Genomic DNA, 24,028 nt, shown 5'->3' on the forward strand with positions numbered 1-24,028 from the left:
TATAAGGAGTGAATTTCTACTTTTAGAGGGTCAATTCCTTCTTATCAGCAAAACTAGTGGTTTTTCGGCTAAATTAGAAAAAATAGGTTTGATTTTGACACAAAACGCTACTCCGTTTTTGTAAACATGCCAAAGGAACGTTTATATAGGTCCCACCAGCTTGCTTTTTTCACTGTATTTTTAGCTACGATGGGTGAGCTCGTCACTTTTTTTCCATTTTTCATGATTTCAAGTGTTCCAATTTTCTCGCCTTTCATAACCGGTGCTTTTATATGTTTGTCAAGCTTGATTTTTTTTGTAAAATCTTTTGCAGACCCGCCTTTTGCCGTCAACACAGAGATCGGCTCACTCGTTACACCCGTAACGTTTTTTTTATTTCCTTTACTGATAGAAACCGTCTTAAGATCAACCCCACGCTTATATAATGGATGGGTCATAAATTGTGAAAATGCATAATCAAGCATTTTCGTCACCTGTGCATTTCGTTCTTTCGGTGACGGGGCCCCCATTACGACCGCAATGACCCTCATATCGCCTTTTTTCGCTGTCGCTGTTAAGCAATATTTCGCTTCATTTGTAAACCCGGTTTTCAATCCATCTACACCTGGATAAAATTTTACAAGCTTATTCGTATTAACAAGCCAGAATTTCTTGTCGGTATTTTCACGAAGGTACGATTCGTATGTCCCTGTAAATTGGGTAATTAAGTCATATTTCAATAATTCCTTTGCCATAATTGCCATATCATGTGCCGTACTGTAATGATCAGACTCTGGAAGTCCTGTGGAATTTTGGAACTTCGTGTGCGTTGCTCCTAATTCTTTTGCTCTCTCATTCATTTTCGCGACAAATGCTTCTTCTGAACCTTCCAGTCTTTCAGCCATAGCAACAGACGCATCATTTCCTGATCCTATCGCTATACCTTTGAGCATTTGTTCAACCGTCATGACTTCTCCAGGTTCTAGAAAGATTTGCGATCCACCCATTGATGCGGCATATTCACTTGTGCTAATCTTTTCATTTAGCTTTAATTCACCTTTATCAAGTGCCTCCATGATGAGTAGCATGGTCATAATTTTTGTCATACTAGCAGGTGGTAGCTGTTCTTCTGCGTTTTTATCATATAAAACAGTGCCTGTATCTCTTTCAATTAAAATGGCTGATTTCGCCTGTTTTGCTAATTCAACACTATTTTTCTCAGCAGCAAAACTATGTGGAATGCTCATGCTTGTTAGCAATAGAATAGCTGCGCATATACTTACTATCCGCTTCATCTGCAAACCCCTCCTATTCTTGATAATTTTATTTTTTCCAAAATTATCATTAATATACAAGTTGTGTTAATTAAAAAGGAAAAGGAGGAAGTTATTTTATTGGATAGTTGTTTTTAGCAAGTAACAATTCGAGCGGAATGCGAGTACCTGAAACGGAAATCACCCCAGATTGTTAGTGTGCATATAGGTTGAAAAGCAACAAAGTATAAAAAAGCCGTCCCATAAGAAAGGGTCAGACCCCACACCTACTATATATCGTTTAAGTCGTGAACATAAGCTAATAAACGATGTATAGAGTGTGAAGATCTGACCCTTTAGGACAACCTTATTGTCATCTAAATTATTCTGTAATTTGTTTGTATATAAGCGTTGGCTTTTCAACTTTTTCAGAAGAAATTGTGATATTCGCATACAGTTTTTCTTTAACTGCAGAAACATCTTCAAAGTTACTGTATATCGTAACAAGGGACTCCCCTTTGACAACGCGATCTCCAATTTTCTTATTTAGCATAAGACCTACAGCTAAATCAATCTCAGATTCTTTAGTAGCCCGCCCTGCTCCTAGAAGCATTGCGGCTGTTCCTATTTCGTCTGCTACGATTGTAGAAACATATCCATCTTCTTTTGCTTCAAGCTCGAATTTGTATTGTGCTTGTGGAAGCTTTTCAGGATGATCAACAATCGATCCGTCTCCCCCTTGTGCTTCAAGGAACATTTTAAAGGAAGCTAGTGCCGAGCCGTCCTTGATTGCTTGTGTAAGCATTGTTCTAGCCATTTCAATAGATTCCGCTTTCTTCGCTAAATAAACCATATAACTACCAAGTGTTAAAGAAAGCTCCGTTAAATCTTCAGGTCCCTCCCCTTTTAATGTATCAATCGCTTCTTTTACTTCTAATGCATTCCCGATGGCAAAGCCAAGTGGCTGACTCATATCTGAAATAATCGCCATTGTATTACGGCCAACATTATTCCCGATGTTTACCATCGCTTTAGCCAGCTGCTCCGAATCTTCAACTGTTTTCATAAATGCACCCGCTCCTGTCTTCACATCCAAGACGATAGCGTCAGCACCAGCGGCAATTTTCTTACTCATAATCGAGCTTGCGATCAACGCGATATTGTCAACTGTTGCTGTAACATCACGTAGGGCATAAAGCTTTTTATCGGCTGGAGTCAGGTTCCCACTTTGGCCGATTACAGCGAGTTTATTTTTGTTAACAAGATGGATAAACTCTTCATTTTCAATTTCAACATGGAAGCCTTTGACCGCTTCTAATTTATCAATAGTTCCACCAGTATGACCAAGACCGCGACCTGACATTTTCGCAACAGGCACACCTACTGCAGCAACAAGAGGTCCTAGCACAAGTGTTGTAGTATCACCCACACCACCAGTGCTATGTTTATCCACTTTAATACCTTCGATCGCTGATAAATCAATTGTTTCTCCTGAGTTGACCATCGCCATCGTTAAATCAGCACGTTCTTTTTCAGCCATGCCTTTAAAGTATATAGCCATTGCAAATGCACTCATCTGGTAATCAGGAATCGATCCCTTTGTGTATCCGTCTATAATAAAGTTAATTTCTTCTGTTGATAGCTCAAATCCGTCACGTTTTTTTGCAATTAGATCAACCATTCTCATTGAAATCACCACTTTTTAAAAAATTTTAAATTTACATTTGTTTAACAATTTCTTTTACAAAGCTCATGAAGCTACTTTTTACTTTTTCCGTCGTTTCAATCACTTCTTCATGTGATAGTGGCTGATCCAAGATGCCAGCTGCCATATTCGTAATACAAGAAATACCTAGCACTTCAATCCCTGAATGACGAGCGATGATAACTTCTGGTACAGTTGACATCCCTACTGCGTCTCCTCCCATTACCCTTGCGAGACGGATTTCTGCTGGTGTTTCATAAGTTGGACCGCTAAATCCTAAGTAGACTCCCTCTTTTGTATCGATTTGAAGAGTTGAAGCAATCTCCTTCGCTTTTGCTCGAAGCTGCTTACTATATGCTTCGGACATATCCGGGAAGCGTGGACCAAAGCGCTCATCATTCGGCCCGATCAAAGGATTTGTACCTGTATAATTTATATGATCAGTTATCAGCATTAAATCACCGGGAACAAAACTTTCATTCACACTACCGGCAGCATTCGTTACGATCATTTTCTCCACACCAAGAAGCTTCATAACACGAACTGGGAACGTGACCAATTCCATAGGATAGCCCTCGTAATAATGGAAACGTCCTTGCATAGCGACAACCTTTTTTCCACTTAGTTCGCCAAGTACAAGCTGCCCAGCATGACCTTCAACGGTTGACACCGGAAACTCTGGTATCTCACTGTATGGAATTTTCACCGCATTTTCAATTTCATCTGCTAAAACACCAAGACCTGATCCTAAAATTAAACCGATTTCTGGTGTATCCTGAAACTTTTCTTTAATAAACGATGCTGCTTTTTCAATTTTCTCGTACATTCTGCACTACTCCCTTTATTCTTTATATTATTCGTGGAAAACGCCCAATATCAGCCATCTTTATTGAAGATATTCCAATAAACTTTTTCCGAATTCCGGCATTTTCACCTTAAAATTATCTGCTACTGTTGCGCCAAGATCAGCAAACGTTTGACTGATTGGCAATTCTTTACCCTTTGTAAAACGGGGTGAATAGATTAGCAGTGGCACGTACTCACGTGTATGGTCTGTTCCGGCGTGGACAGGATCATTCCCGTGGTCTGCAGTAATGATTAATAAATCATCTTCCTTCAACTTACTTAACACTTCCGGCATACGTGCGTCAAATTCTTCTAACGCTTTTCCGTATCCAATTGGGTCACGGCGATGCCCGTATAATGCATCAAAGTCAACTAAATTCAAAAAGCTTAACCCAGTAAAGTCCATGTCTAAAGTCTGCAGTAATTTATCCATTCCGTCCACATTAGACACTGTTCGCAAGCTTTTAGTTACACCCTCCCCATCAAAAATATCAGAAATTTTCCCGACAGCAAGAACGTCCAAACCTGCATCCTTTAATTCATTCATAACGGTTCGTTCAAACGGTTTTAATGCATAGTCATGGCGATTCGCTGTTCTTTTGAAATCGCCTGGTTCACCGATAAATGGTCTGGCAATAACACGTCCAATTTTATATTCATCAGCCAATGTCAATTCACGAGCAATTTCACAAATTTTATATAATTCATCTAGTGGGACGACTTCTTCATGTGCGGCAATCTGAAGAACAGAATCAGCAGATGTATAGACAATCAGCGCTCCTGTTTTCATGTGCTCTTCACCAAGCTGGTCAAGAATTTCTGTTCCACTTGCTGGAATATTTCCGATGATTGAGCGACCTGTTCTAGCTTCTAATTCGTGAATGAGCAACTCAGGAAACCCGTCAGGAAAGACACGGAAAGGCTTCGTAATATTCAAACCCATTATTTCCCAGTGACCTGTCATTGTGTCTTTTCCCGTTGATGCTTCTTGCATTTTAGAGAAAAATCCTAGCGGTTGGTCCGCTTTATCCACACCTTGAATCTCCCGAATATTACTTAGTCCCAATTTACCTAAATTCGGCATTTTCAATCCGTTCATCTCAGCAGCGATATGACCGAGTGTATCCGCACCCTCATCACCAAATAAGTCAGCATCCGGTGCCTCGCCAATCCCAACTGAATCCATTACAACTAAGAAAATTCTTTTATATCTAGATTCTTGGTTCATGTTTATTCCTCCTAGCTTTTTACCTCTATTTTTTATATTACCCGTAACAATATTGATTAAATCACCGTTTAATATGTAAGCGTTTTTGAAGTCAGAAGTCTGACCACTACATTGTAAACGATTTTTGATCTTTTTTACAATGATTTTATCTTCTTAAACCCGGTAACCACTCATGTTTTAGTTATATGACATAGATCTAACTTGATAAGACTAACCATCAGCATGGGTTTTTCCTCCCCCAGTGATAGTTAGTCTTGTTTGATTAGCGCTAAAGCCTCGTTAGAGTATTACTACGAACCCATTCAATAAACAAATAACGAAATTCGACGCATGGTCATGTCTATGTCTTTAGTCAAACTTTCTCTTTATTAAATCTAGGTAGCATTGTAACTCGCCTAATTTTGTTTTATTGCAAAATTGAAGCGACCGGTATTATACGGGCTGCCTTTCTCTTGAATCTACAAAGCCATCCCGTTAAACCGGGATAATTGGTGTTAATAATGTGCAAAGTCAAGACCTTAAATACTCCTTATCATTCTATTAAGCTCTTGGATGAAACTTTGTATACACATCTTTCAAACGAACGTTTGTCACATGGGTATAGATTTGCGTCGTTGAAATATCAGCATGCCCGAGCATTTCCTGTACCGCCCGTAAATCTGCTCCATTCATTACTAAGTGCGTTGCAAACGAATGCCGTAATGTATGTGGCGTCAGTTCTTTTTCAATGTTTGCTTCTTTTGCTAATCTTTTTAAAATTTTCCAAAAACCTTGCCGAGTCAACCGATTTCCATGATGATTCAGAAATAAAGAATCAGTTTTATAGTTTTTACTTACAAATTTTCCGCGAGCTTGAACTATATACTGATCAATAGCGAAAAGCGCTGTTTTTCCAATCGGAATGATTCTTTCTTTATTCCCTTTACCGACACAACGCACAAAGCCCATTGTCGAGTGTACATCAGATAAATTAAGATTAATCAATTCACTTACCCGCATTCCTGTTGCATATAACAGCTCAAGCATCGCTTTATCTCTAAATCCATAAGGTTCGATAAGCTTTGGAGATTCTAGCAATGATTCTACTTCTTCCATACTTAGCACTTTTGGAAGGCTTCTTTCTGGCTGTGGTGATTCAATATGTACAGATGGATCTTGGTCTGTCACTTTCTCACGAATGAGAAATTGGTGAAAGGACCGTATCGATGCAATATGTCTAGCAATTGTTTTCGAGGATTTTCCTTGGTCTTTTAAATGAGCAAGAAACTGGATAATGTTCGTTCTGCGAGAATCATTCCAACTAGCCAATTGACAGACATTTTTTAAGTAAGTCCGATATGATTTCAAATCTCGCTCATAGGAAACAAGGGTATTCGCAGCAAGCCCCTTCTCTATAGTCAGAAAGTGAATATAATCTCTTATTTGGTCTTCCATTGGCATTACTCCCCATTTAAATAAAACAGCATAAGTCTGCTAAACCAGGTCTCTTCTTCTGGATCTTCCGCTGTTGTTACTTTAATTGCAGTTCCTTTCGGTTCATCATAGCGATGATACCCTTCAAACTCTTGATTTAACCATACCATGCCGCTATAAAAAAGAACAGTAAAGCTCACAAAGAGCAGCAGTACCTTTAAAGTATGAAGTAACATGGAAAATGATGTCTTCATTTCTTCCCTCCGTCCCCTCATTATTCAAGATGCACTCGTTCGTACACAGTTCGAATAACTTGTCTTACTTCAATCTATGCCAAGTAAGAAAGGATTTATACGGATTTTCACTTTATTTAAGGGAAATATGCAAAAAAACCTTCTCCTAAGGATAGGAAAAGGCTGCGTAACTCATTCAGTCGCTTTATCATCTTCTGTTTTTTCATGACATCTGTGGCAAATTCCGTGGAAGGTCAATCTATGATCTTTTATCTTAAAATTCCAATCACGTTCAACGATCGTTTCTACATCTTCAAGCAAATCTTCCTGAATTTCGTCCACTGCCCCGCATTCAACACATACAAGATGATGATGAAAATGCGCTGCGCCCTCTTGTCTTAAATCGTATCGGGACACTCCATCACCAAAGTTAATTTTATCAACTATTTTTAATTCAGTAAGCAATTCAAGCGTACGATATACAGTTGCCAAGCCTATCTCCGGCGACTTCTCTTTGACAAGGAGGTACACGTCTTCAGCGCTTAAATGATCCTCTTCATGTTCAAGTAAAACGCGAACGGTCGCTTCTCGCTGAGGCGTCAATTTATAGCTGGACGAGTGCAACTGCTTTTTTATTCGATCGATTCTGGTCTCCATACTTTTCCCTCCCGCGCCGTATCGTTTCTATTATATCAAAAGAGGGAAAACTGTCAAAAGAGAAAATCACCATTTGCTTATTTTTTCTGTAGAAAAGGGGCAGGGCTTTGCAAAACCAACTCCGGACAGCCACGTTTATTAGGTGATATCGTCATAGAACCTGAACCTTTTTCATCATCGAATTGGGAGCTAGCGCTCACGGGTGTTTTTTCCCGCATTAACGGTCAACCCCTCCACCTTAAAGCTTAGCGGAATCGAGGAAGCTTGAGGGATAACTGTCTAATCTAGTTGCGACTCCTAGCTCCTCGAAGTCATAAGCTGTAATACTCTGTGGCAAACTACGCCAATCCGTATTCCATCTTATACTTGTCGGACTATCACAGGAAGTAAGCGCGATCTTAGGAGACGTTCCCACACCATTCGCCTCGCTTTTTGATGTAAAAGCCCGATGTGATTTTTCAAAGGTATAATTGAGGCCCACAGGACGTGGGTCACACAGACGAAGACATGAGGACGCGGCGTACTTAGTCTGTGATTCATTGATTCGGGTTCGTACTGTCGATTGATCGAAGCTGTCGCTGCGATCTTAGCGACAGTAGAACGGGACTAACAACCTGTGGAAGATGAAGCCCTCACTGATTGAAATTTCACTTTATCTATTTAGTAAACTAACAACATTTTTCATTAAAGAAGGAGATACATAGGCTTCAATTGCACCTGCGCAAGCTAAAAAGACGATCGATACGGTCAATGCTAATATATAGCGCATGATAATCGGTTTTAAAGGCTCGCGAATTTGTTTCATGAGAATTCTTTGAATCATTTTCACAGATAACGAAACGGAAATGACTGCGATAATGATAAATACAGGCACGATAATAATATTTTGCGGCAAAATCGAAACAAACGAAAGCAAGAAGCCCCCCCACCCCATTTGACTAACCAAGAAGCCAACCGTAAATCCGACTACCATACCCTTTAAGAACAATAGCACCAAAATCACAGGCAGGCCAATTACTGACACTCCTAATATCCACATAAACGCTATATATTTCACATTATGCGCAACACTTTGGGTAAACATGTCCCAATCAGCTGCAATTTTCGCCTCGGATACTTGTCCAAAGAATTGTGATAAATAGTAAAATAAGTCATCGCTCTGAGTAAAGCTCAAACTATTTACAAGAATGGCCCCAAAGATGACTCCCATTAAAAATAGGACAGTAATAAACACATACAATGAGGAATGTTCGTTGATATGATTAATTGCTGCGTTTTGTACGACGGATTTTTTCTTCATCTTTTTTCCTCCTGACTATTGCTTAGTAGATTGTATGACGAACCGTGTTTATTATGACTCTGGATTTTTTTGAATATATACATCTATTCTTTTTTTCAGACAACGGTTATCTTTCGTGATATAATTTTCCAATTAAACTTTTAGATATATAGGATGAATTTTTTTGGCGCCAATGGCCGTCGATCAGTAAGCATCTAAGGAGGTAATGAAATGAAGGCGATATTAAAGGATTTCCCAGAGAGAATTGAAACAGAGAGGCTTTATATGAGACCTTGTCGGCCAGGAGATGGGTATGAGGTCCATCGGGCCATTTTGCATTCACGCGATCAGTTAAAAGAATGGCTTCCCTTTGCAATCCATGAGCCTGTTTTAGAAAATATAGAAGAAAATATCCGCAGTGCTTATGCTGATTTTATTTTGAAGGAAGATATTCGGTTACATATCTACCGAAAGAAGGACGATGCTTTCATCGGTTCAACTGGACTTCACAGAATCAACTGGAATGTTCCTAAATTTGAAATCGGCTATTGGATTGATACTCGCCATAGCAAACAAGGTTATATCACAGAGTCCGTCTGCGCTTTAACCGATTTCGCATTTGACTATTACCAAGCAAAGCGAGTTGAAATCCGCTGTGACCCGAGCAATCTAAATAGCAGACGGATCCCTGAGAAATTGGGCTTTATTCTGGAAGCTATTCTTCGAAACGATAGTATAAGCGTAGATGGAAAATCAGTACGGGATACTTGTGTTTTTTCGAAAATCACAAAATAAAAAAGAGGATGTCCCATAAGAAAGGTCAGACCCCGCAACTACAACCCATAGTTTAAATAAACTGTGATGAGTGTTGGGTTAAACTCTCTTAAGACATCCTCTTTCTCTGCAGTTATATAGTATCGCCGTAATCTTTGTTCCTTGTTTTAGTGTTTTTCACTGTTAAACTTGCCTGTGATTGCAACGAGAGACGATCGCTTACTGTGGGCGGTCCGGGAGCCTCCTCGGCACTATGCACCTGTGGAGTCTCCCTTTGACTCGCTTTTCCACCAGAAGTCTCACGCCTTCCGCTCCAATCATCATAGTGGCAAAATCAACAACGTGCTTTAACATAGCCACCATTCAATTTATTGCGAATGATTCTTCAATGAAATCACTCTTCAGCTTTCACCTTGCCATATCTTCCACCGCCACCTGTCTCAATCACCAATTGACCTTTACGTGCCATATCAATATAACGTGCGATTTTATCAGGAACGACTTGATTTAATTGTTCAAAGGTTGTTTCATGCAAAATATTCATTTCCGAGCCGAAATAATCCAAAAGCTTGTCCATTGTTTTCGGTCCAAGTCCTGGAATGAAATCGAGTGGAATTTGATGAATATATGGAGGTCGTTCGCGTTCATTATGGATGTTATTTATATTCGCTAACTCATCAATCCGAATTGCAACACCTTTGACGATTGCTTTAGCTCCGCATTTCAAACATATTTTCGTATTTGCCTCAGCGGGCGCAAAACATTTCGCACAAACTGTATTATGATACTTGCCTAGCTTCGGGTCTAGACCATAATTCGTGACAACCCTTCTGCCATTGATTTCTTGAAGCGCCATTCTAAGCTCAGAGAAACTCGGTTCTTTTAATTCCAGTTTTTGATACTCCCTAGCAATTTTTCCGAGTGAATGAGCATCAGAGTTCGTAATAAATACATAATCGTTCAGCTCATTTATTTCTTTGGCCATACTTGTATCCGAACTTAATCCTAGCTCTATCGCGTCAATAAGTAACGGGTCAAATACTTCCGTTAGACTTTCTGTGACTCCTTTTCCATACAAGCTTTTAAAGGGGGTGAACACATGGGCTGGAATGAACAAACCATTTAGTTCTTTCACTTTTAACTGCAGCGTTTTGCCGTCGCAATAAACACGTTGGGAGCTAAGTTGAATATTAGTTACATGTTGTTCTAGCCAATTTGAGAACAGTTTCATCTTATCTATTGTCGGAAAATAAGCTAACACATGCACCGGACCTTGACAATAGCTATCGTACACTTCGATTTCTGATCCAGGAATGAGGGTCGTTTTGCCAAACCGCAAACCGCCTCCTGCTAATTCAGTTACACTTCCCTGCCTCATTAACTCAGTAATCTCTTCAATGACCTCTGGTGAATGACAATCAATAACACCAATCATATCCAACCCTTTACGTTCACTTGATACCATTAACACTTCAGATAATGTTAAGGACTTGGCACCAGTGATTTTAACTGTTTTACCGGTCCATGTCCGGCCGATGTGAATATGCAGGTCTGCATAATATTCATTCATTTACTTGCCAATCGCTTTTTGTAATTGTAAATATTGAACTGCATATGCCGTTTTTGCATCTTTGATTCTTCCTTCTGACTCATACTGGATAGCTTCTTCTAAGGTTAGTTCCATTAGTTCTACAAATTCATCCTCATCCGTCTCGGCTGGCTGTTCAATTTTTTGCAAACCGTGAGCCACATACATATGTACAATTTCGTCAGCAAATCCAGGTGATGTGTAAAAAGATGTAAGATGTTCCATTTCGGCACATCCATACCCAGTTTCTTCTTCTAATTCCCGTGCAGCAGAAGCAGCAGGATCCTCTCCTGGTTCAAGCTTACCCGCAGGAATTTCTACAAGACTTCTTTCCATGGCCTTGCGATACTGCTCGACCATAATAATCTTCCCTTCATCGGTTACGGCAATAACAGCCACCGCTCCTGGATGTTTAATAATTTCCCGCTTGCTCGTATTCCCGTCTGGCAATTCAACTTCATCAACCTGTAGGCTGATGATTTTTCCTTTAAATATAGGCTGTGACGTTAGTGTTCTTTCTTCAAATTTCTTCATTCTGTCCCCTCCTTGTTCTACTTCTAGCATGTTGGTTCATATATTTTACCATAATAATGCATGTTCAAAAAGCTGGATCAAAAAAGTCAACGAGTTTGAATTCATACGTGAGGATCGGAGAGATGAAGATATTTGACAGCTCTTTTGACCGGACTTTTTGAACAACCTCTAATGCTGGGGAGTGATTTTTATGAAGGTGTATATCTTGGAAAAAGCAATTGTTCTTACAGGTAAGAGTTGGGAAATTAAGCAAAAACTTAAAGAATTTCAAGTGAAATATGAATTTGTCAGTGATTGGATTAACGACATTCACACACCGAAAAAAGAATCAACGCCTACTCGTATTAAGTGAAAGACATTCTATTACTTGATTATTTTAAAGCGAACGAAAACTTTCGATTCAGATAATGGTAATTCTTTGAGTTAGTCGCCTTCCTCCATTACAATTGATTTATATTAAATTTTCAATTGAAACAGTCATGATAAGGAGTGAGAGCATTGGAAAAGAGAAAGTTAGGGAATTCTGACCTACAAGTTTCTAAGATTGGTCTTGGCTGTATGTCGTTAGGAACAGATGAGAACCATGCAAAAGAAATTATTATGGCTGCGCTTGACGAAGGCATTAATTACTTTGATACGGCAGATTTATATCATTTTGGTCAAAATGAAAAGATTGTTGGTAAGACGCTTCAGTCAATCCGTGCTGATGTGGTGATTGCCACAAAGGTTGGTAATCGCTGGAATGAGAGTCATGACAGTTGGAGATGGGATCCTTCCGCAGATTATATAAAAAAAGCAGTAAAAGATAGCCTACATCGTCTGGGGACGGACTATATCGATCTCTATCAGCTTCACGGAGGCACGATGGAAGATAATATCGAGGAAACAATTGACGCTTTCGAAGAATTAAAAAAAGAAGGGTACATCCGCTTTTACGGCATTTCCTCTATTCGCCCGAATGTTATTAAAGAATTTGCAAAGAATTCCACCATCGAATCTGTGATGATGCAGTATAGCCTGCTTGATCGCAGACCTGAAGAATGGCTACCGCTTCTTTCTGAAAATAATATCAGCTTGATTGCCCGGGGCCCCGTTGCCAAAGGACTTCTGAGCGAAAAAATGTTAGAGAAAGCTTCTGAAAAGATGAGACAGAACGGATACTTAGATTATAGCTATAAAGAATTAGAACTCATTCTGCCGCATATAAAAGAAAAACTATCTCCACGCAATCTGAACGAAACGGCATTACAATATGTTCTGTCCCATCCAGAAGTCGGGGCAGTGATTCCAGGAGCAAGCTCCGTACAACAACTTCGTGAAAACTGCCGTGCTGCTAGTGGCACGCCACTTTCTGAAGAAGAAATTCTATTCCTAAAACAACTGACGAAAGCAGGAATTTACGACAGCCATCGTGATTAACTAGGAAGGTGCAGACCTCGCAACTATACCAGCTAAAATTAAGCGTAAGTACCGCTTTAAACTGTTCATAGTGTGCGAGGTCTGTCCCTTTCGTACTTATTTATAATTTTTCCAATTAAGATCACTTTCACCAAGCAGTTCTTCAAACGACTTGTTTTTCTCCCGTAATCTTCGTTCTTCTTTTTGTTTCGCCTCTTCTGCTGCTTTTTCTGCCGCTTGAGCCTCTGTTAGCTCTTTCTGTTTGCTTTTAAGCTGAGCCATAATATCCCCGCCGATTAAATCGCCAAGTTTTAACGAATCGTCTTTCTCTCTTTTTGGATGTTGTTGCTTCGTTTGCTTTTTCTTCATCGTTAAAAACCTCCTCTAAATTCGTACCTATTAGTATATCATGATTGCTTCATTGTTAGGATTCATTTGTCATCTGATTCTGCCAGCTATATAATGATGGTATTTCATGGAAATCGAGGGATGTAAGATGAAAAAAGTTTTTTTTGCGTTAGTCGGGGTGCTAATTTACATAATCGGAATCGGCATCTATTTTTCCAATCGAGTGATGTTTATGAAGAAAAAAGAAGTTGAATTTATTAAAAATCGTGAAATTACAGCAAAACGCTTAAATCCTCAAGATTTTGCGGGGTTGCCGAAAATGGAAAGCTGGGTCAATTCACCATCAGGATATCGATTGAAATGTATTTTTATAGAGCCACATGAATCAAATAAATGGGTAATTATTTGCCATGGCGTAACGGAAAATAAGGTGAACTCTATTAAATATAGTTCGATATTTCTTGAACGTGGCTTTAATACTGTTATTTATGACCATCGCCGACACGGAGAATCTGGCGGTAAAACGAGTAGCTATGGTCATTATGAAAAATTCGATTTACAAGCGGTAATTGCTGAGTTAAAAAAACAAAAAGGTGATGATCTTCTAATCGGTATTCATGGTGAGTCCATGGGTGCGGCCACTTTACTTTTGTATGCCGGAATGATTGATGATGGGGCTGATTTTTATATTGCCGATTGTCCGTTTTCTAATTTTGACAAGCAGTTACAGTATCAGATTACAAAAGAAATCCCTTTGCCTGCCTGGACAGTACTTCCAATTGGGCGTGCTTTTATCAAGCTTCGCGACCATTATTGGACGAGTGAAATCTCTCCAATTGACTTTGTACAAAATATTAAGAAACCCGTTCTGTTCATTCATAGTCAAAATGATTCGTTCATACCAGCTTCGATGACTGTTGATTTATTTGAAAAAAAACAAGGGCCGAAGCAATTATATTTAGCGGTTAAAGGTGCACATGCTCAAAGCTATAATGAAAACCGCAAAGAGTATGAGCAGGTGATTGATGATTTTCTTGATAAATATGTATTAGCTAATAACGAAAAAACCGCTTTGTAGGAATTCACCCGCAAAACGGCTTTTTTTCATACTGCTTTATCCCGGTTTAACAGGCGTAATCTCGATTGGTTCAATTAACCACAAATAGTAATTTTCCCTATTTATGGGAGTTTCACTTTATTATGAAAGCTTAATCGCGGATTCAGCATACCATTTGGGCTTTTTAGCTGAAAACTATTCACTTCCGGTACAAAATCAATTTTCATTACTTCGTCGAAGAAAACGGCTTTAGTACGCTCTATATATACAGGCATAAGATTCGTGTCAATCTGCACGTCATCTGCTTCAGTTTCTGACACTAGCCATAATGCCGTTACACCACTCATCACACAGCCGCAGCCTTCTGTATCATACTTTATTTTCATATAGCCTTCCTGACCATTAAGCATTTCCGTTATTTTCTGTTGAGCCGTCTCTGTCCATTCAATTTTCATACTTTCCACTCCTTATCGTGCCCTATTATACCGAATCTCTTCTATTGCGTTAATTATTTTGCTTATAAGCCGATTAATCAGTATGCAATTCTCAGGTGTCTTGATTTGTAAAATAGAAACGCACATATTTACTTATAGCTTGGTAAGGTTCTTTTCCTTTACAATTAAAAATACTACAATAGTGGGTAGGAATAATTGGGAATTTCTGCTCTTAAATTGATTATTTCCTCTAGTTACTAATCCTTAGGAATAGAGAAAGGTGATTATGATGCATTTATTGGCAGTTTTGATTGGCGGTTTTTTCGGTGCTGTATGTAGGTACGGGGTAGGAATAGGGTTCCCTGCACAACACGGTTTTCCTATAGGTACATTCATCATAAACTTATTTGGGTGCCTATTCCTAGGCTGGTTTCTAACATTTATCGGTCAAAAGAAAACAATCAGACCTGAAGTTACTTCGTTGATTGGAACAGGGTTTACCGGCTCTTTTACGACCTTTTCTACCTTTTCAGTAGAGACTATTCATTTATTCCAAGAAGGACTATTTTTTCTTGCATTGCTTTATGTTTTTGCTTCGACAATACTCGGCTTACTATTCGCTTATATAGGTCGTAAATTAGCATTATCACACCAACAAACAGGAGAGCTACTATGATTTGGTTAATTGGACTAGGCGGTTCATTAGGAGCTGCTACTCGATTTTTATTAGGTCGTTTCATTACGAACAAAACGCAAAGAGTGTATCCATTCCCAATAGGTACATGGTTAATTAATTGTACAGGTTCATTTTTACTTGGAGTTCTTACTAGTTTGCATCAGACATATCAAATCAGTGACTTGGTTTTTGCATTTTTCGGTGTCGGTTTCTGTGGTGCCTATACGACTTTTTCTACTTTTGGACATGAAACAATTACTTTAATTCAAGCAAATCACATAAAATTAGCTGTCATTTATGTGATCACTTCTGTTATTATAGGTACTCTTTCAGCATGGGCTGGTCTAGTGATCTTAAATTAGAAACGAGCGATCTAAATTTCACTATTCCAGCTAATGCAGCTGGCTAAACTCTCACCCATCTACCAAGCAGGATTACTTGATCATCTTCCCCTGTATCAATGGAGTTGTTCTGATATCAGGCTTTTTCGTTTATACTCCTACCTTATCTTTAGTCTTCTCTTCTGGTTAAGCTTATAACGAAAACGCGTCGTTTTCTAACCTAAACATTCATTCCACATCTAAAATCCTCTCTAAGTTTAAAATTAGAACATCCTCATCATTCATGATCTTCAGCCAGTTTTCATGTTGATTTATTTTCGTAATCCAGCCCCAAAATTGACGGTATTCATACGTATCAGAATATGTTATCGTAATAGATTGTTCATTTTTAATAGAGTCCATAATAATCCTGTTAAGTTTTTCATAGTGGTCCTGGTCCAAAAATGGTTGTTGGAATTCTTTTTGCTTGAGCTTCCTGTTCATTAATGCTTGTTTATGCTCGGGTAAAAACATTCAACTAGATTCCCATAATTTATTTCCCCTTCTTATTTTTTACGACCTCTCAAATACTTGACTTGCCGGCTTCAAGGATGCAGCACGAATAACAGCCGTCATTCCAAATCGTTTTTTTAGATCATCGATTGTATAATCTAGCTCCCTTTAATCCTCTGCCAAACCTCATCAGACACAAGGTTTGTTATGCTTATTCCAATTCTTCTGATAGGCTGATCATTCCAAAATTTTAAAAATAGTTCCCATGCAGCATAAAAAATTTCCATTGTATGATTGGTTGGCTCATTAAGCTTTCTTTGTCTATGAAAACCAGTAGGAAAATCAAAACTGGCACCACTACAACTTACAGAGATGGTCCCCCATCACTTTAGAATTCCTCGCACGAAAAAAGTTTAATCAAAAATGTCCCTAAAACCGTTGTTTAAGAGCAATCTGATCTTGATCCTCCAAATCATATGATCGAATCCTTTGCCCCAATAATCCTTTAACAAATAATTAGGGTCTCCAAATTTCTTTTTCCAGATTTTTTGCGCACTAATATATCCACTATCTAAACAAAATTCTTCTATGCCTTTACTCTGTAAAGTAAAATACATTGTATTCAATAGCAAATTCCCTACCCCCATTCTCTGGTAGTCCGGCTGAACAAATACTGTACCTATCTCATTTAGCTCTCTGAAAGTGTTATTTGTACAATTACATATGAGATCACTTGCTGGGCCATATTCAATTGAACCAATAATTTTATCCCCATCTAAAGCAATCAAAAAATATCGTTTCTCACCATTGCTTTCAAAATCACTTTCTAAGTATTTTTCCTTAACTTCGACTTCATCATTAATATCATTCAACTTCTCGCCTAAACCTTCTTTAATAAACGTATCAGTAATCACTATTCTAAAAAATGAATTTAACTCTTTTATGTCCTCAATTCTTGGCCTTCTTATCTCCACTTTAAGCACCCCAAAACTCCTTCTCAATTCAAACCGTACTTCAATTATCCTTATTAAGTACAGTTCTTCACAACCTTATCTAAATTTTAACATAAATATCCAATTCAACTGACAAGTTTACTTCAACAATCTGGCCCTATAATGAAAAAAAAACGATCTTCTTTATTGAAGAATCGCGCAGGATTGTGGAAGATCGTTATTAAAGTGAGCAACCCTTTAATTTAGTAGTCTATAGAAAGAACGTTAATTCCTTCCTGGATACTATGCTACTATTAGATTAGATAACTATTCAAACATTAATACTTTGAGGTCCTTGGCATAACAGTGTACAAGTATAGCATGTAATTGACCTCTATGATGATAAATGTGTGCCAATATTTCTAACAACCACTCATATCTTGAGTAGGTTACACCCCAAAAAGAAGTAATTTCTTGCTGAAGTTCTGCCTCTATATAGTTCAAATAGCTTTCTTCGAGTATTTGAAAATTGTCTAAAAGACCAGTCTTTATCCCACTTAAGGATCCATATTTAACAGAAGAATAAAATGCACTCATCTCATCCTGTGTTGCCCCGTTAGCAATAAGTAAATCCGCTTTACAAATGGATGCTATGTGCACTAATAGTTCACCAATTGAATGTTTATCTTGAGTAGGTCTATAATCTAAATCAGTCTCATCTAACGTATCCATTATCTCGATAGTTTTTGTTAATGCTATCTTGATTTGATTTAATGCACTTATACAGTATGTATTCATGAGTTCCTCCTTGCAGCGAATGTATATTCCGTTCATCTTAACTGTTAAAACTGTCTTATTTAACCAAGTGACCATATAATGAAAATAGCGCTGTTTCTTATTACAGAAAAGCGCCCGATCGTAATATAAGTTTAACCAGTTTTTACTAGTTGAGCTTTTTTTATTTGGTTTTATTATGGCGGTAGTGGGAGTAGAACGTAGCGCCCGTGGGACTTGATCCCGTCAGCAAAACTGTTCACTCCCTACTTGTATAAGCATGTTTCAGGCTGGTTGGGACAATGATCCCGTTTTGTGGAAGATCGTTTTCAACTAAAGCCCCTGTAATTGAAGTATAGGAACGATTAAAAAATGTAGGTTTAAAGCGTCAATTTTACAGGTTTTTATTCAAATAACAAACTCTGAATAATTCTGAAAAGTACTAACGTAGCCATGTTTATATATTTGCGTAAAAAGCTGTATAGGCAATATTCAAAGGGAAATCCAAGAAATGTTGGTTTAACAGCATTTCTTGGATTTCGGTTTCTTTCCAAACTTTCATTTGGGAACGTTATTAACGTTTACTAGTGTATAAAAATTATTAATCTTGAGATAGGTGTAACCAATCGAGTTAACCAAAAGGACTTTTTAACATATGCCTTCGTTGAAGAAGTATCAGTTAAATGAAATGATTTAACTACTTTTTAACATTTATTACTTTGTATCCAACAAATAAGATTAAAAACCAAACTGGTGCGACATATAGGGCAACACGCATATCTGGAATAAACGCCATTAACACAATAACCATTAATAAGAATGCAATGGCAATATACGTAGAAAGTGGATAAAGCGGAATTTTGAATTTCAGTTCGGCTACTCCCTCTTTGGTTTTTGACTTTCTAAATTTCAATTGTGCTAATAAAATAATCATCCAGCTTGTAATGACTGCAACAGTCGAAACAGCAGAAATATAGATGAACACTTTTTCAGGTACTACATAGTTTAAGACAACCGCAATTAATAAAACCGCTGAAGAAAATAAAATCCCTCTACGCGGACTACCGTTTTTGCTTACTGTTTTAAAATATTTTGGACCACTTTTTTGTATCGATAAGTTGTGTAGCATACGTCCTGAACCGTATAAACCACTATTAAATGCAGACATTGCTGCTGTAATTACAACAAAGTTAATAATGTGAGCCGCAGCAGGGATGCCGACGTAATCGAAAATTTGAACGAACGGGCTACCTTCTGAACCAACTTCGTTCCAAGGATAAATAACCATCATAACGCCTAATGCACCAATGTAGAAAATTAAAATACGCCAAACGATGTTGTTAATAGCTGAAGGAATTGACTTGCTAGGATTTTTTGCTTCTCCTGCAGATATACCAACTAATTCAACCCCACCGAATGAGAACATAACTAATACTAGTGACATTAAAATACCATGGAAACCGTTTGGCATGAAGCCACCGTGTGCCCATAAATTATCGAAGCCAATTGCTTCACCGTGGTTGCCAACACCGAAGAAAATAATGGTTAATCCTAGAACGATCATACCGATAATCGCAACAACTTTAATCATCGCAAACCAGAATTCGAATTCTCCGTAAGCTTTTACATTTGCTAAGTTTACAAGCGTCATAATAACAAGTACTACAAGGGCAGTTACCCATTGTGGAATATCAGGGAACCAGTAGTTAATGTATACACCGACTACTGTTAATTCTGCCATGCCAACGACAATCCACATGAACCAATACGTCCAACCAGATAAGAACCCAGCAAAACGTCCTAAATATTTATTCGCGTACGTACTGAACGAGCCTGATACAGGTTCCTCTACTGCCATTTCGCCTAATGCACGCATAATTGTGAAAATAACTAATCCGCCAATTAAATAAGCTAGTAAAATAGATGGCCCAGCCATTTGAATTGTTGAACTAGAGCCATAAAATAAACCGGCCCCAATGGATCCACCAAGTGCAATTAATTGCATGTGACGAGTACTTAATCCGCGCTTTAGCTGTGAATCTTGATGATTGTCTTTCATAATGTCATACTCCTAATACGTTTAGATTTTCAAATACTTTGCTCAAAAAAGGAATAAAAAAAAGCCCTTTTGGATTAACCAAAAGGACGATTCAACTCGTGTTACCACCTTTAATTTATAAGCAATTCACATTACTTACCTTATGAAGTACGGTCATTTGACGATACTCTCGCACATGATTACGGGTGCTTACCGGCGTAGCCTACTTAGAATGATCTTTTCGGTACACAGCTCCAAGATGAATTCTCAATCGTTTTACATGCACCTCTCATCAACCGGTTACTTTCTGTTCGTAAAAATAATTGATACTATTTCTTTTCATAGCCTTTGTTCTATACAAATATTTTTGAATTGTTTTTCATTTTACAGAAAAAAAATATTTTGTCAATATAATTTTTGAAATTTCTTCATAACCCACTTAAATATAAAAGCTAAAGGAAATATTTCAACAAATGTTAGTAAAGTTCTTTTAAGAATGTTATTCAACAATCTGGCCCTTTCGTGGAGTAACATACTTGAATTTTACAACATTAGTAAGAATATAAAAAACCCTCCAATAATAGGAGGAAATTCTTTGTTTCATCTATAATTAATGGTTCTTTTGTAATCTTATAAATAAAAAAGGACGACCATCAATGGCCATCCTTTTTGTTATTTACTATCAATAAAATCCACCGCAGAAGCTGGCTCCAATAATGATTAAGAGGATGAACAATACGATTAATAAGGCAAATCCTCCACCAAATCCGCAGCCGCCATCAACACCACAACCTGACATATACTTACAACTCCTTTTTTTAAGGAGGTACTTTCATGAGCTAATTTATTGTATGTTTAAAATAATGATGTGGTTGGGTTTTTACCTATATGTTTAATGAAGATAAGCTGATTTATTAAATTTATACATAATATAGAAATGGGTATAGCCCCGTCTCCAGACAAAAAAGCTTTCATAAACTGGGTAGTCATTTCGACTACTCTATTTTTATGGAATAGATTGAGTTCTCTATTCACACCAATTTATGAAATTGTGGCATATTTTAGACATAATAAGGATTTGGTTTGTCTTAGGAGAGCAAAGGAGCACAAACTTGACAGATTTTCGCTCTCCTTTGGGGCATTTTTTAGGAGTTAATTCGCGATTTTTGTTACCACTAACGAAGGATATAAATATTTTACATCTCCAAGTGCAAATTCAGGAATGATACTTAGCCGATCATTTGCATTTAATCGCTGCTGTATTGTTTTTCCTATTGTGTTTTGCGTCTCGGACCCTATGGATGTACTACTGCCAATTGTATTTGAGGACCAGAAAATACTTCCAGGCACTGGAAGTGTATCATTGATGTACAAGCCAAATGCCACTGCCGAACCAAAAACCTCGTCGTTATGGGCAAGAAGTGCGACTGTGAGGTCCATACTGATTTCATATACGCCATCACTCAAAACCTGAAGATCGGTAGTACCAACAGGAGTTGTGCCCAATAAGGGTCCAGGGGGGCCACCGAAAATAACCTTCGGCCCTGGTATAAGGAAAGAGGGTGGAGACAGCCTAATAAAATTGTTCGACACATTGTATAGTGAACCGTAGGCTAAAGCTCCCCCTGGTCCTGGTTGTCCCGCAGGTCCTGGTTGTCCTGGAGCCCCTGGTTGTCCCGGAGGCCCTTGCGGTCCTGGAATAAAACATGGATTGCAAAGGTTACATGAACAATCTCTTCTACATGAACTCAAAAAGATCACCTCTATTATTTACATATAAGATAATTTATTCGGTTATCTTTTTTTTGCATGTATGCTTGTCCATTGTTCAACAATTTAAATCAAGACCTCCACCTGACTCCTCTGCTTGGTCTTTGAGATTTCCAGCCTAGATCGCTTTTTTTCTTTTGTAATTCAACTACTACTTTTCATATTTGCAAGTGTTCAGGGAAAATTAAGAGAAGTTGATGTAAAAAAGGAGGGAATGTTAATGAGGAAATTATGTTATACCATCCTATTTATAGGGGTTTGGTTAATAGCAGGAGGCTCAAACACCAGTGCTAATGGGTTAACAACAATCATACAAGAACGACCTGTTGTTAAAATAGGCAGCCCTGCGCCGGATTTCGAATTAACGACATTATCAGGAAAGCAAGTAAAACTTTCGGACTATAAAGGCAAAGTCGTGATACTAAACTTGTGGGCGACATGGTGTCCGCCCTGCAAAGCGGAAATGCCGGAAATGCAAAGTTTTTATGAAAAAAGTCGAAATTCCGATATTACGCTGTTGTCAGTAAATTTAACTGCTCAAGAAAAAAATGAAAAAGCGGTCAGTGATTTTGTTGTAGACTATCAATTAACATTCCCGATTTTGTTAGACAAAAAGGATACTGTTGGAAAGCTCTACAAAACGATTTCAATCCCAACAAGCTATATTATCGATCGCGAGGGCATTATTAGAGAAAGGGTGATTGGTCCGATGGATGAAGAGAAAATGGCTATTTTGGCACATGGGGCGAGCTGATAAATCTTTTTTCCGTAGTGTAGTACTCGTATGGAAGATAAAAACACCTGCTTTTTGGGGGCATCATTAAACCACTGAAAGCAGGTGTTTCATATCTATTCCTCACAATAAAACGATTCGGCTTGTAAATCTCGGTTCCGGATCGATTATTACTCATTCTGGCTTGTAAATCTCAGTTCCGGATCGAAAATTTACCCTCTGTCTGTACATAGTTTTCGTAAAGAAAGCAATTCAATCGACAATTTAAAGGTAAAAGTTATTCACTCGCCATCTTAATAGTCGTCCGGTACAACAGTTCCGTTCCTAATGAAATATCCTCAATGGAAGAAAACTCTTTTGGATTATGGCTGATCCCATCTTTGCAGCGAACGAAGATCATCCCAAATTCACAAACATACGACATAGCGAGGGAATCGTGGAATGGTCCACTCATTAATTCAATTGGATTTAAGCCGATTTGCTCACTTTCTTCCCTCATTACATTCATAATTCTTTCGGAACAGTAGCGCGGCTCACTATTGGTGTCTTCTGAGATTTTACAAACTAATTGATGCTCCTCCGTGATTTCTGCTATTCTAGCTCTTAATTGCTTTTCAATTGTATGTCTACGGTTGATATCAATATCTCTTAAATCAACTGTAAAACTCACCTTTTCAGGGATAATGTTGCGTGAGTCTGGAAAGATATTCATACTTCCTACTGTACCAACTGTAGGGGCCGAAGAGTCTGCGCTAGCTAGCTCATTGAGCGCTACAATAATTTTCGCTGCTCCAACGAGGGCATCCTTTCTCATTAGCATCGGCACTGAGCCGGCATGACCGGCAAAGCCCTCTAATTCTACCGTTAACCATAATGGTCCTGAAATACCCGTAACAATGCCAACAGGTGTATTCTGTGCTTCAAGAACAGGCCCTTGTTCAATATGCATCTCAAGAAACGCAGCAATACTACGATCTAAATATTCCGACTCTTTCAGCTTTGTCGGGTCACACCCAAAATGAATTAATGCCTCTTTTCTTGTCATTCCGTTTTTGTCAGTCCGTTCTAATTCACCGTCTTCTAGTTTTCCAAGTATGCCTCTAACCCCAAATAACCCCTTATTAAACCGGCATCCCTCTTCATCCGAAAACGCTACGACTTCAATAGGCATGCTTGGTAAGATGTTTTGCTCTTTCATCGTTTGAACAACTTCAAGTGCACCAAGTACTCCGATGACACCATCAAATCTTCCGCCATATGGCTGTGAATCGATATGTGAACCTAGCATCAATATCGGCGCTTCTGGATTTTCTCCTTCTAATCGGCCAATTAGATTGCCGAAATGATCAATTCTTGCCGTTAATCCAGCCTCTTCCATCCATTGTTTCACTGTCAGAACTGCTAGTTTATCCTCGTCTGACAGTGTAAGCCGACACACTCCTGTACCTGCAATTTTGCCGATTTGCGAGAGGTCCTTTATTTTTTGCTCTAATCGGTCTTTGTTTATTGATAAAGTTTGCATTACGTTTTACATTCTCCCCCCATC

Annotated in this window: 27 protein-coding genes and 1 other annotated feature; of the genes, 7 read left to right on the forward strand and 20 right to left on the reverse strand. The window is 38.4% G+C overall.

The window, feature by feature from the left end:
* Positions 1-107: 107 nt before the first annotated feature.
* The 8 genes from V179_RS0111695 to spoIIM all read right to left on the reverse strand — a co-directional run bounded on the left by V179_RS0111695 (position 108) and on the right by spoIIM (position 8,614).
* Complete coding sequence (locus V179_RS0111695; RefSeq protein ID WP_028391612.1) at positions 108-1,274, reverse strand: D-alanyl-D-alanine carboxypeptidase family protein; 1,167 nt, start codon at positions 1,272-1,274, stop codon at positions 108-110.
* 340 nt (positions 1,275-1,614) lie between these two features.
* Positions 1,615-2,919 (reverse strand): pyrimidine-nucleoside phosphorylase, encoded by a 1,305-nt coding sequence (locus V179_RS0111700; protein ID WP_028391613.1) that lies wholly within the window; start codon positions 2,917-2,919, stop codon positions 1,615-1,617.
* A 31-nt stretch (positions 2,920-2,950) separates the two neighbouring features.
* On the reverse strand, positions 2,951-3,763 hold the full coding sequence (locus V179_RS0111705) for a purine-nucleoside phosphorylase (RefSeq protein WP_028391614.1): 813 nt from the start codon (positions 3,761-3,763) through the stop codon (positions 2,951-2,953).
* 60 nt (positions 3,764-3,823) lie between these two features.
* A complete protein-coding gene (gene deoB / locus V179_RS0111710) occupies positions 3,824-5,011 on the reverse strand; it encodes a phosphopentomutase (RefSeq protein WP_028391615.1) in 1,188 nt (395 codons plus the stop codon).
* Between the two features lie 540 nt (positions 5,012-5,551).
* The gene (xerD, locus tag V179_RS0111715; RefSeq protein ID WP_028391616.1) at positions 5,552-6,445 is read right to left on the reverse strand and encodes a site-specific tyrosine recombinase XerD; all 894 of its coding nucleotides are present in this window, start codon (positions 6,443-6,445) and stop codon (positions 5,552-5,554) included.
* A gap of 5 nt (positions 6,446-6,450) precedes the next feature.
* The gene (locus V179_RS0111720) at positions 6,451-6,678 is read right to left on the reverse strand and encodes a DUF4227 family protein (RefSeq protein ID WP_028391617.1); all 228 of its coding nucleotides are present in this window, start codon (positions 6,676-6,678) and stop codon (positions 6,451-6,453) included.
* A 171-nt stretch (positions 6,679-6,849) separates the two neighbouring features.
* The gene (fur, locus tag V179_RS0111725) at positions 6,850-7,314 is read right to left on the reverse strand and encodes a ferric iron uptake transcriptional regulator (RefSeq protein ID WP_028391618.1); all 465 of its coding nucleotides are present in this window, start codon (positions 7,312-7,314) and stop codon (positions 6,850-6,852) included.
* 652 nt (positions 7,315-7,966) lie between these two features.
* Positions 7,967-8,614, reverse strand: coding sequence for a stage II sporulation protein M (spoIIM, locus tag V179_RS0111735; protein WP_028391619.1), 648 nt, complete (start codon positions 8,612-8,614; stop codon positions 7,967-7,969).
* Positions 8,615-8,824: 210 nt separating this feature from the next.
* Here spoIIM and V179_RS0111740 point away from each other — a divergent pair, with 210 nt between their 5' ends.
* Positions 8,825-9,388, forward strand: a complete 564-nt coding sequence (locus tag V179_RS0111740) for a GNAT family N-acetyltransferase (protein WP_028391620.1) — start codon at positions 8,825-8,827, stop codon at positions 9,386-9,388.
* Between the two features lie 373 nt (positions 9,389-9,761).
* Here the strand turns inward: V179_RS0111740 and V179_RS0111745 are convergent, their stop codons facing one another.
* Complete coding sequence (locus V179_RS0111745) at positions 9,762-10,937, reverse strand: endonuclease Q family protein (protein ID WP_028391621.1); 1,176 nt, start codon at positions 10,935-10,937, stop codon at positions 9,762-9,764.
* Positions 10,938-11,489 carry an NUDIX domain-containing protein gene (locus V179_RS0111750; protein WP_028391622.1) on the reverse strand — a complete coding sequence of 184 codons (552 nt, stop codon included), beginning with the start codon at positions 11,487-11,489 and terminating at the stop codon, positions 10,938-10,940.
* A gap of 190 nt (positions 11,490-11,679) precedes the next feature.
* On the opposite strand from V179_RS0111750, the gene mciZ reads away from it, so the two are divergent.
* Both mciZ and V179_RS0111760 read left to right on the forward strand, forming a co-directional pair.
* The gene (gene mciZ / locus V179_RS30040; RefSeq protein ID WP_084552325.1) at positions 11,680-11,841 is read left to right on the forward strand and encodes a Z-ring formation inhibitor MciZ; all 162 of its coding nucleotides are present in this window, start codon (positions 11,680-11,682) and stop codon (positions 11,839-11,841) included.
* Positions 11,842-11,987: 146 nt separating this feature from the next.
* Positions 11,988-12,908, forward strand: a complete 921-nt coding sequence (locus V179_RS0111760) for an aldo/keto reductase (RefSeq protein WP_028391623.1) — start codon at positions 11,988-11,990, stop codon at positions 12,906-12,908.
* Between the two features lie 96 nt (positions 12,909-13,004).
* Here the strand turns inward: V179_RS0111760 and V179_RS0111765 are convergent, their stop codons facing one another.
* Positions 13,005-13,256, reverse strand: coding sequence for a YqkE family protein (locus tag V179_RS0111765; RefSeq protein WP_028391624.1), 252 nt, complete (start codon positions 13,254-13,256; stop codon positions 13,005-13,007).
* Positions 13,257-13,383: 127 nt separating this feature from the next.
* Between V179_RS0111765 and V179_RS0111770 the strand changes: the two genes are divergently transcribed.
* The gene (locus tag V179_RS0111770) at positions 13,384-14,313 is read left to right on the forward strand and encodes an alpha/beta hydrolase (protein WP_028391625.1); all 930 of its coding nucleotides are present in this window, start codon (positions 13,384-13,386) and stop codon (positions 14,311-14,313) included.
* Between the two features lie 101 nt (positions 14,314-14,414).
* Here V179_RS0111770 and V179_RS0111775 read toward each other — a convergent pair whose 3' ends face one another.
* Positions 14,415-14,747: an iron-sulfur cluster biosynthesis family protein gene (locus V179_RS0111775; protein WP_028391626.1), complete on the reverse strand. Its 333-nt coding sequence runs from the start codon at positions 14,745-14,747 to the stop codon at positions 14,415-14,417.
* Between the two features lie 265 nt (positions 14,748-15,012).
* On the opposite strand from V179_RS0111775, the gene crcB (V179_RS0111780) reads away from it, so the two are divergent.
* Both crcB (V179_RS0111780) and crcB (V179_RS0111785) read left to right on the forward strand, forming a co-directional pair.
* Positions 15,013-15,402 carry a fluoride efflux transporter CrcB gene (crcB, locus tag V179_RS0111780; protein WP_312859676.1) on the forward strand — a complete coding sequence of 130 codons (390 nt, stop codon included), beginning with the start codon at positions 15,013-15,015 and terminating at the stop codon, positions 15,400-15,402.
* Positions 15,399-15,764, forward strand: a complete 366-nt coding sequence (crcB, locus tag V179_RS0111785; protein ID WP_028391628.1) for a fluoride efflux transporter CrcB — start codon at positions 15,399-15,401, stop codon at positions 15,762-15,764. The genes crcB (V179_RS0111780) and crcB (V179_RS0111785) overlap by 4 nt, the downstream gene beginning before the upstream one ends.
* Positions 15,765-15,971: 207 nt before the next feature.
* On the opposite strand, the gene V179_RS0111790 is transcribed toward crcB (V179_RS0111785), so the two are convergent.
* The 7 genes from V179_RS0111790 to V179_RS30705 form a co-directional block, all read right to left on the reverse strand.
* Positions 15,972-16,256 (reverse strand): YolD-like family protein, encoded by a 285-nt coding sequence (locus tag V179_RS0111790; RefSeq protein ID WP_028391629.1) that lies wholly within the window; start codon positions 16,254-16,256, stop codon positions 15,972-15,974.
* A gap of 137 nt (positions 16,257-16,393) precedes the next feature.
* Positions 16,394-16,609, reverse strand: a complete 216-nt coding sequence (locus V179_RS32450; protein WP_084552327.1) for a DinB/UmuC family translesion DNA polymerase — start codon at positions 16,607-16,609, stop codon at positions 16,394-16,396.
* 39 nt (positions 16,610-16,648) lie between these two features.
* Positions 16,649-17,218, reverse strand: coding sequence for a GNAT family N-acetyltransferase (locus V179_RS0111795; protein ID WP_028391630.1), 570 nt, complete (start codon positions 17,216-17,218; stop codon positions 16,649-16,651).
* 276 nt (positions 17,219-17,494) lie between these two features.
* Positions 17,495-17,965 (reverse strand): DinB family protein, encoded by a 471-nt coding sequence (locus tag V179_RS0111800; protein WP_028391631.1) that lies wholly within the window; start codon positions 17,963-17,965, stop codon positions 17,495-17,497.
* Between the two features lie 673 nt (positions 17,966-18,638).
* Positions 18,639-20,000, reverse strand: coding sequence for an amino acid permease (locus tag V179_RS0111805; RefSeq protein ID WP_028391632.1), 1,362 nt, complete (start codon positions 19,998-20,000; stop codon positions 18,639-18,641).
* A 79-nt stretch (positions 20,001-20,079) separates the two neighbouring features.
* Positions 20,080-20,331: a binding site (T-box leader), on the reverse strand.
* A 330-nt stretch (positions 20,332-20,661) separates the two neighbouring features.
* Positions 20,662-20,778, reverse strand: coding sequence for a YjcZ family sporulation protein (locus tag V179_RS30050; protein WP_084552328.1), 117 nt, complete (start codon positions 20,776-20,778; stop codon positions 20,662-20,664).
* A gap of 353 nt (positions 20,779-21,131) precedes the next feature.
* Positions 21,132-21,731, reverse strand: a complete 600-nt coding sequence (locus V179_RS30705) for a hypothetical protein (RefSeq protein WP_051404937.1) — start codon at positions 21,729-21,731, stop codon at positions 21,132-21,134.
* A 238-nt stretch (positions 21,732-21,969) separates the two neighbouring features.
* Between V179_RS30705 and V179_RS0111820 the strand changes: the two genes are divergently transcribed.
* Positions 21,970-22,503: a TlpA family protein disulfide reductase gene (locus tag V179_RS0111820; RefSeq protein ID WP_028391633.1), complete on the forward strand. Its 534-nt coding sequence runs from the start codon at positions 21,970-21,972 to the stop codon at positions 22,501-22,503.
* A gap of 256 nt (positions 22,504-22,759) precedes the next feature.
* Here the strand turns inward: V179_RS0111820 and V179_RS0111825 are convergent, their stop codons facing one another.
* Entirely contained in the window at positions 22,760-24,004 is a 1,245-nt protein-coding gene (locus V179_RS0111825) for a M20 family metallo-hydrolase (RefSeq protein ID WP_028391634.1), read from the reverse strand.
* Between the last annotated feature and the right edge of the window lie 24 nt (positions 24,005-24,028).

The organism is Bacillus cihuensis, from assembly GCF_000504145.1.
GTDB classification, from domain to species: Bacteria; Bacillota; Bacilli; order Bacillales; family DSM-1321; genus Peribacillus; species Peribacillus huizhouensis.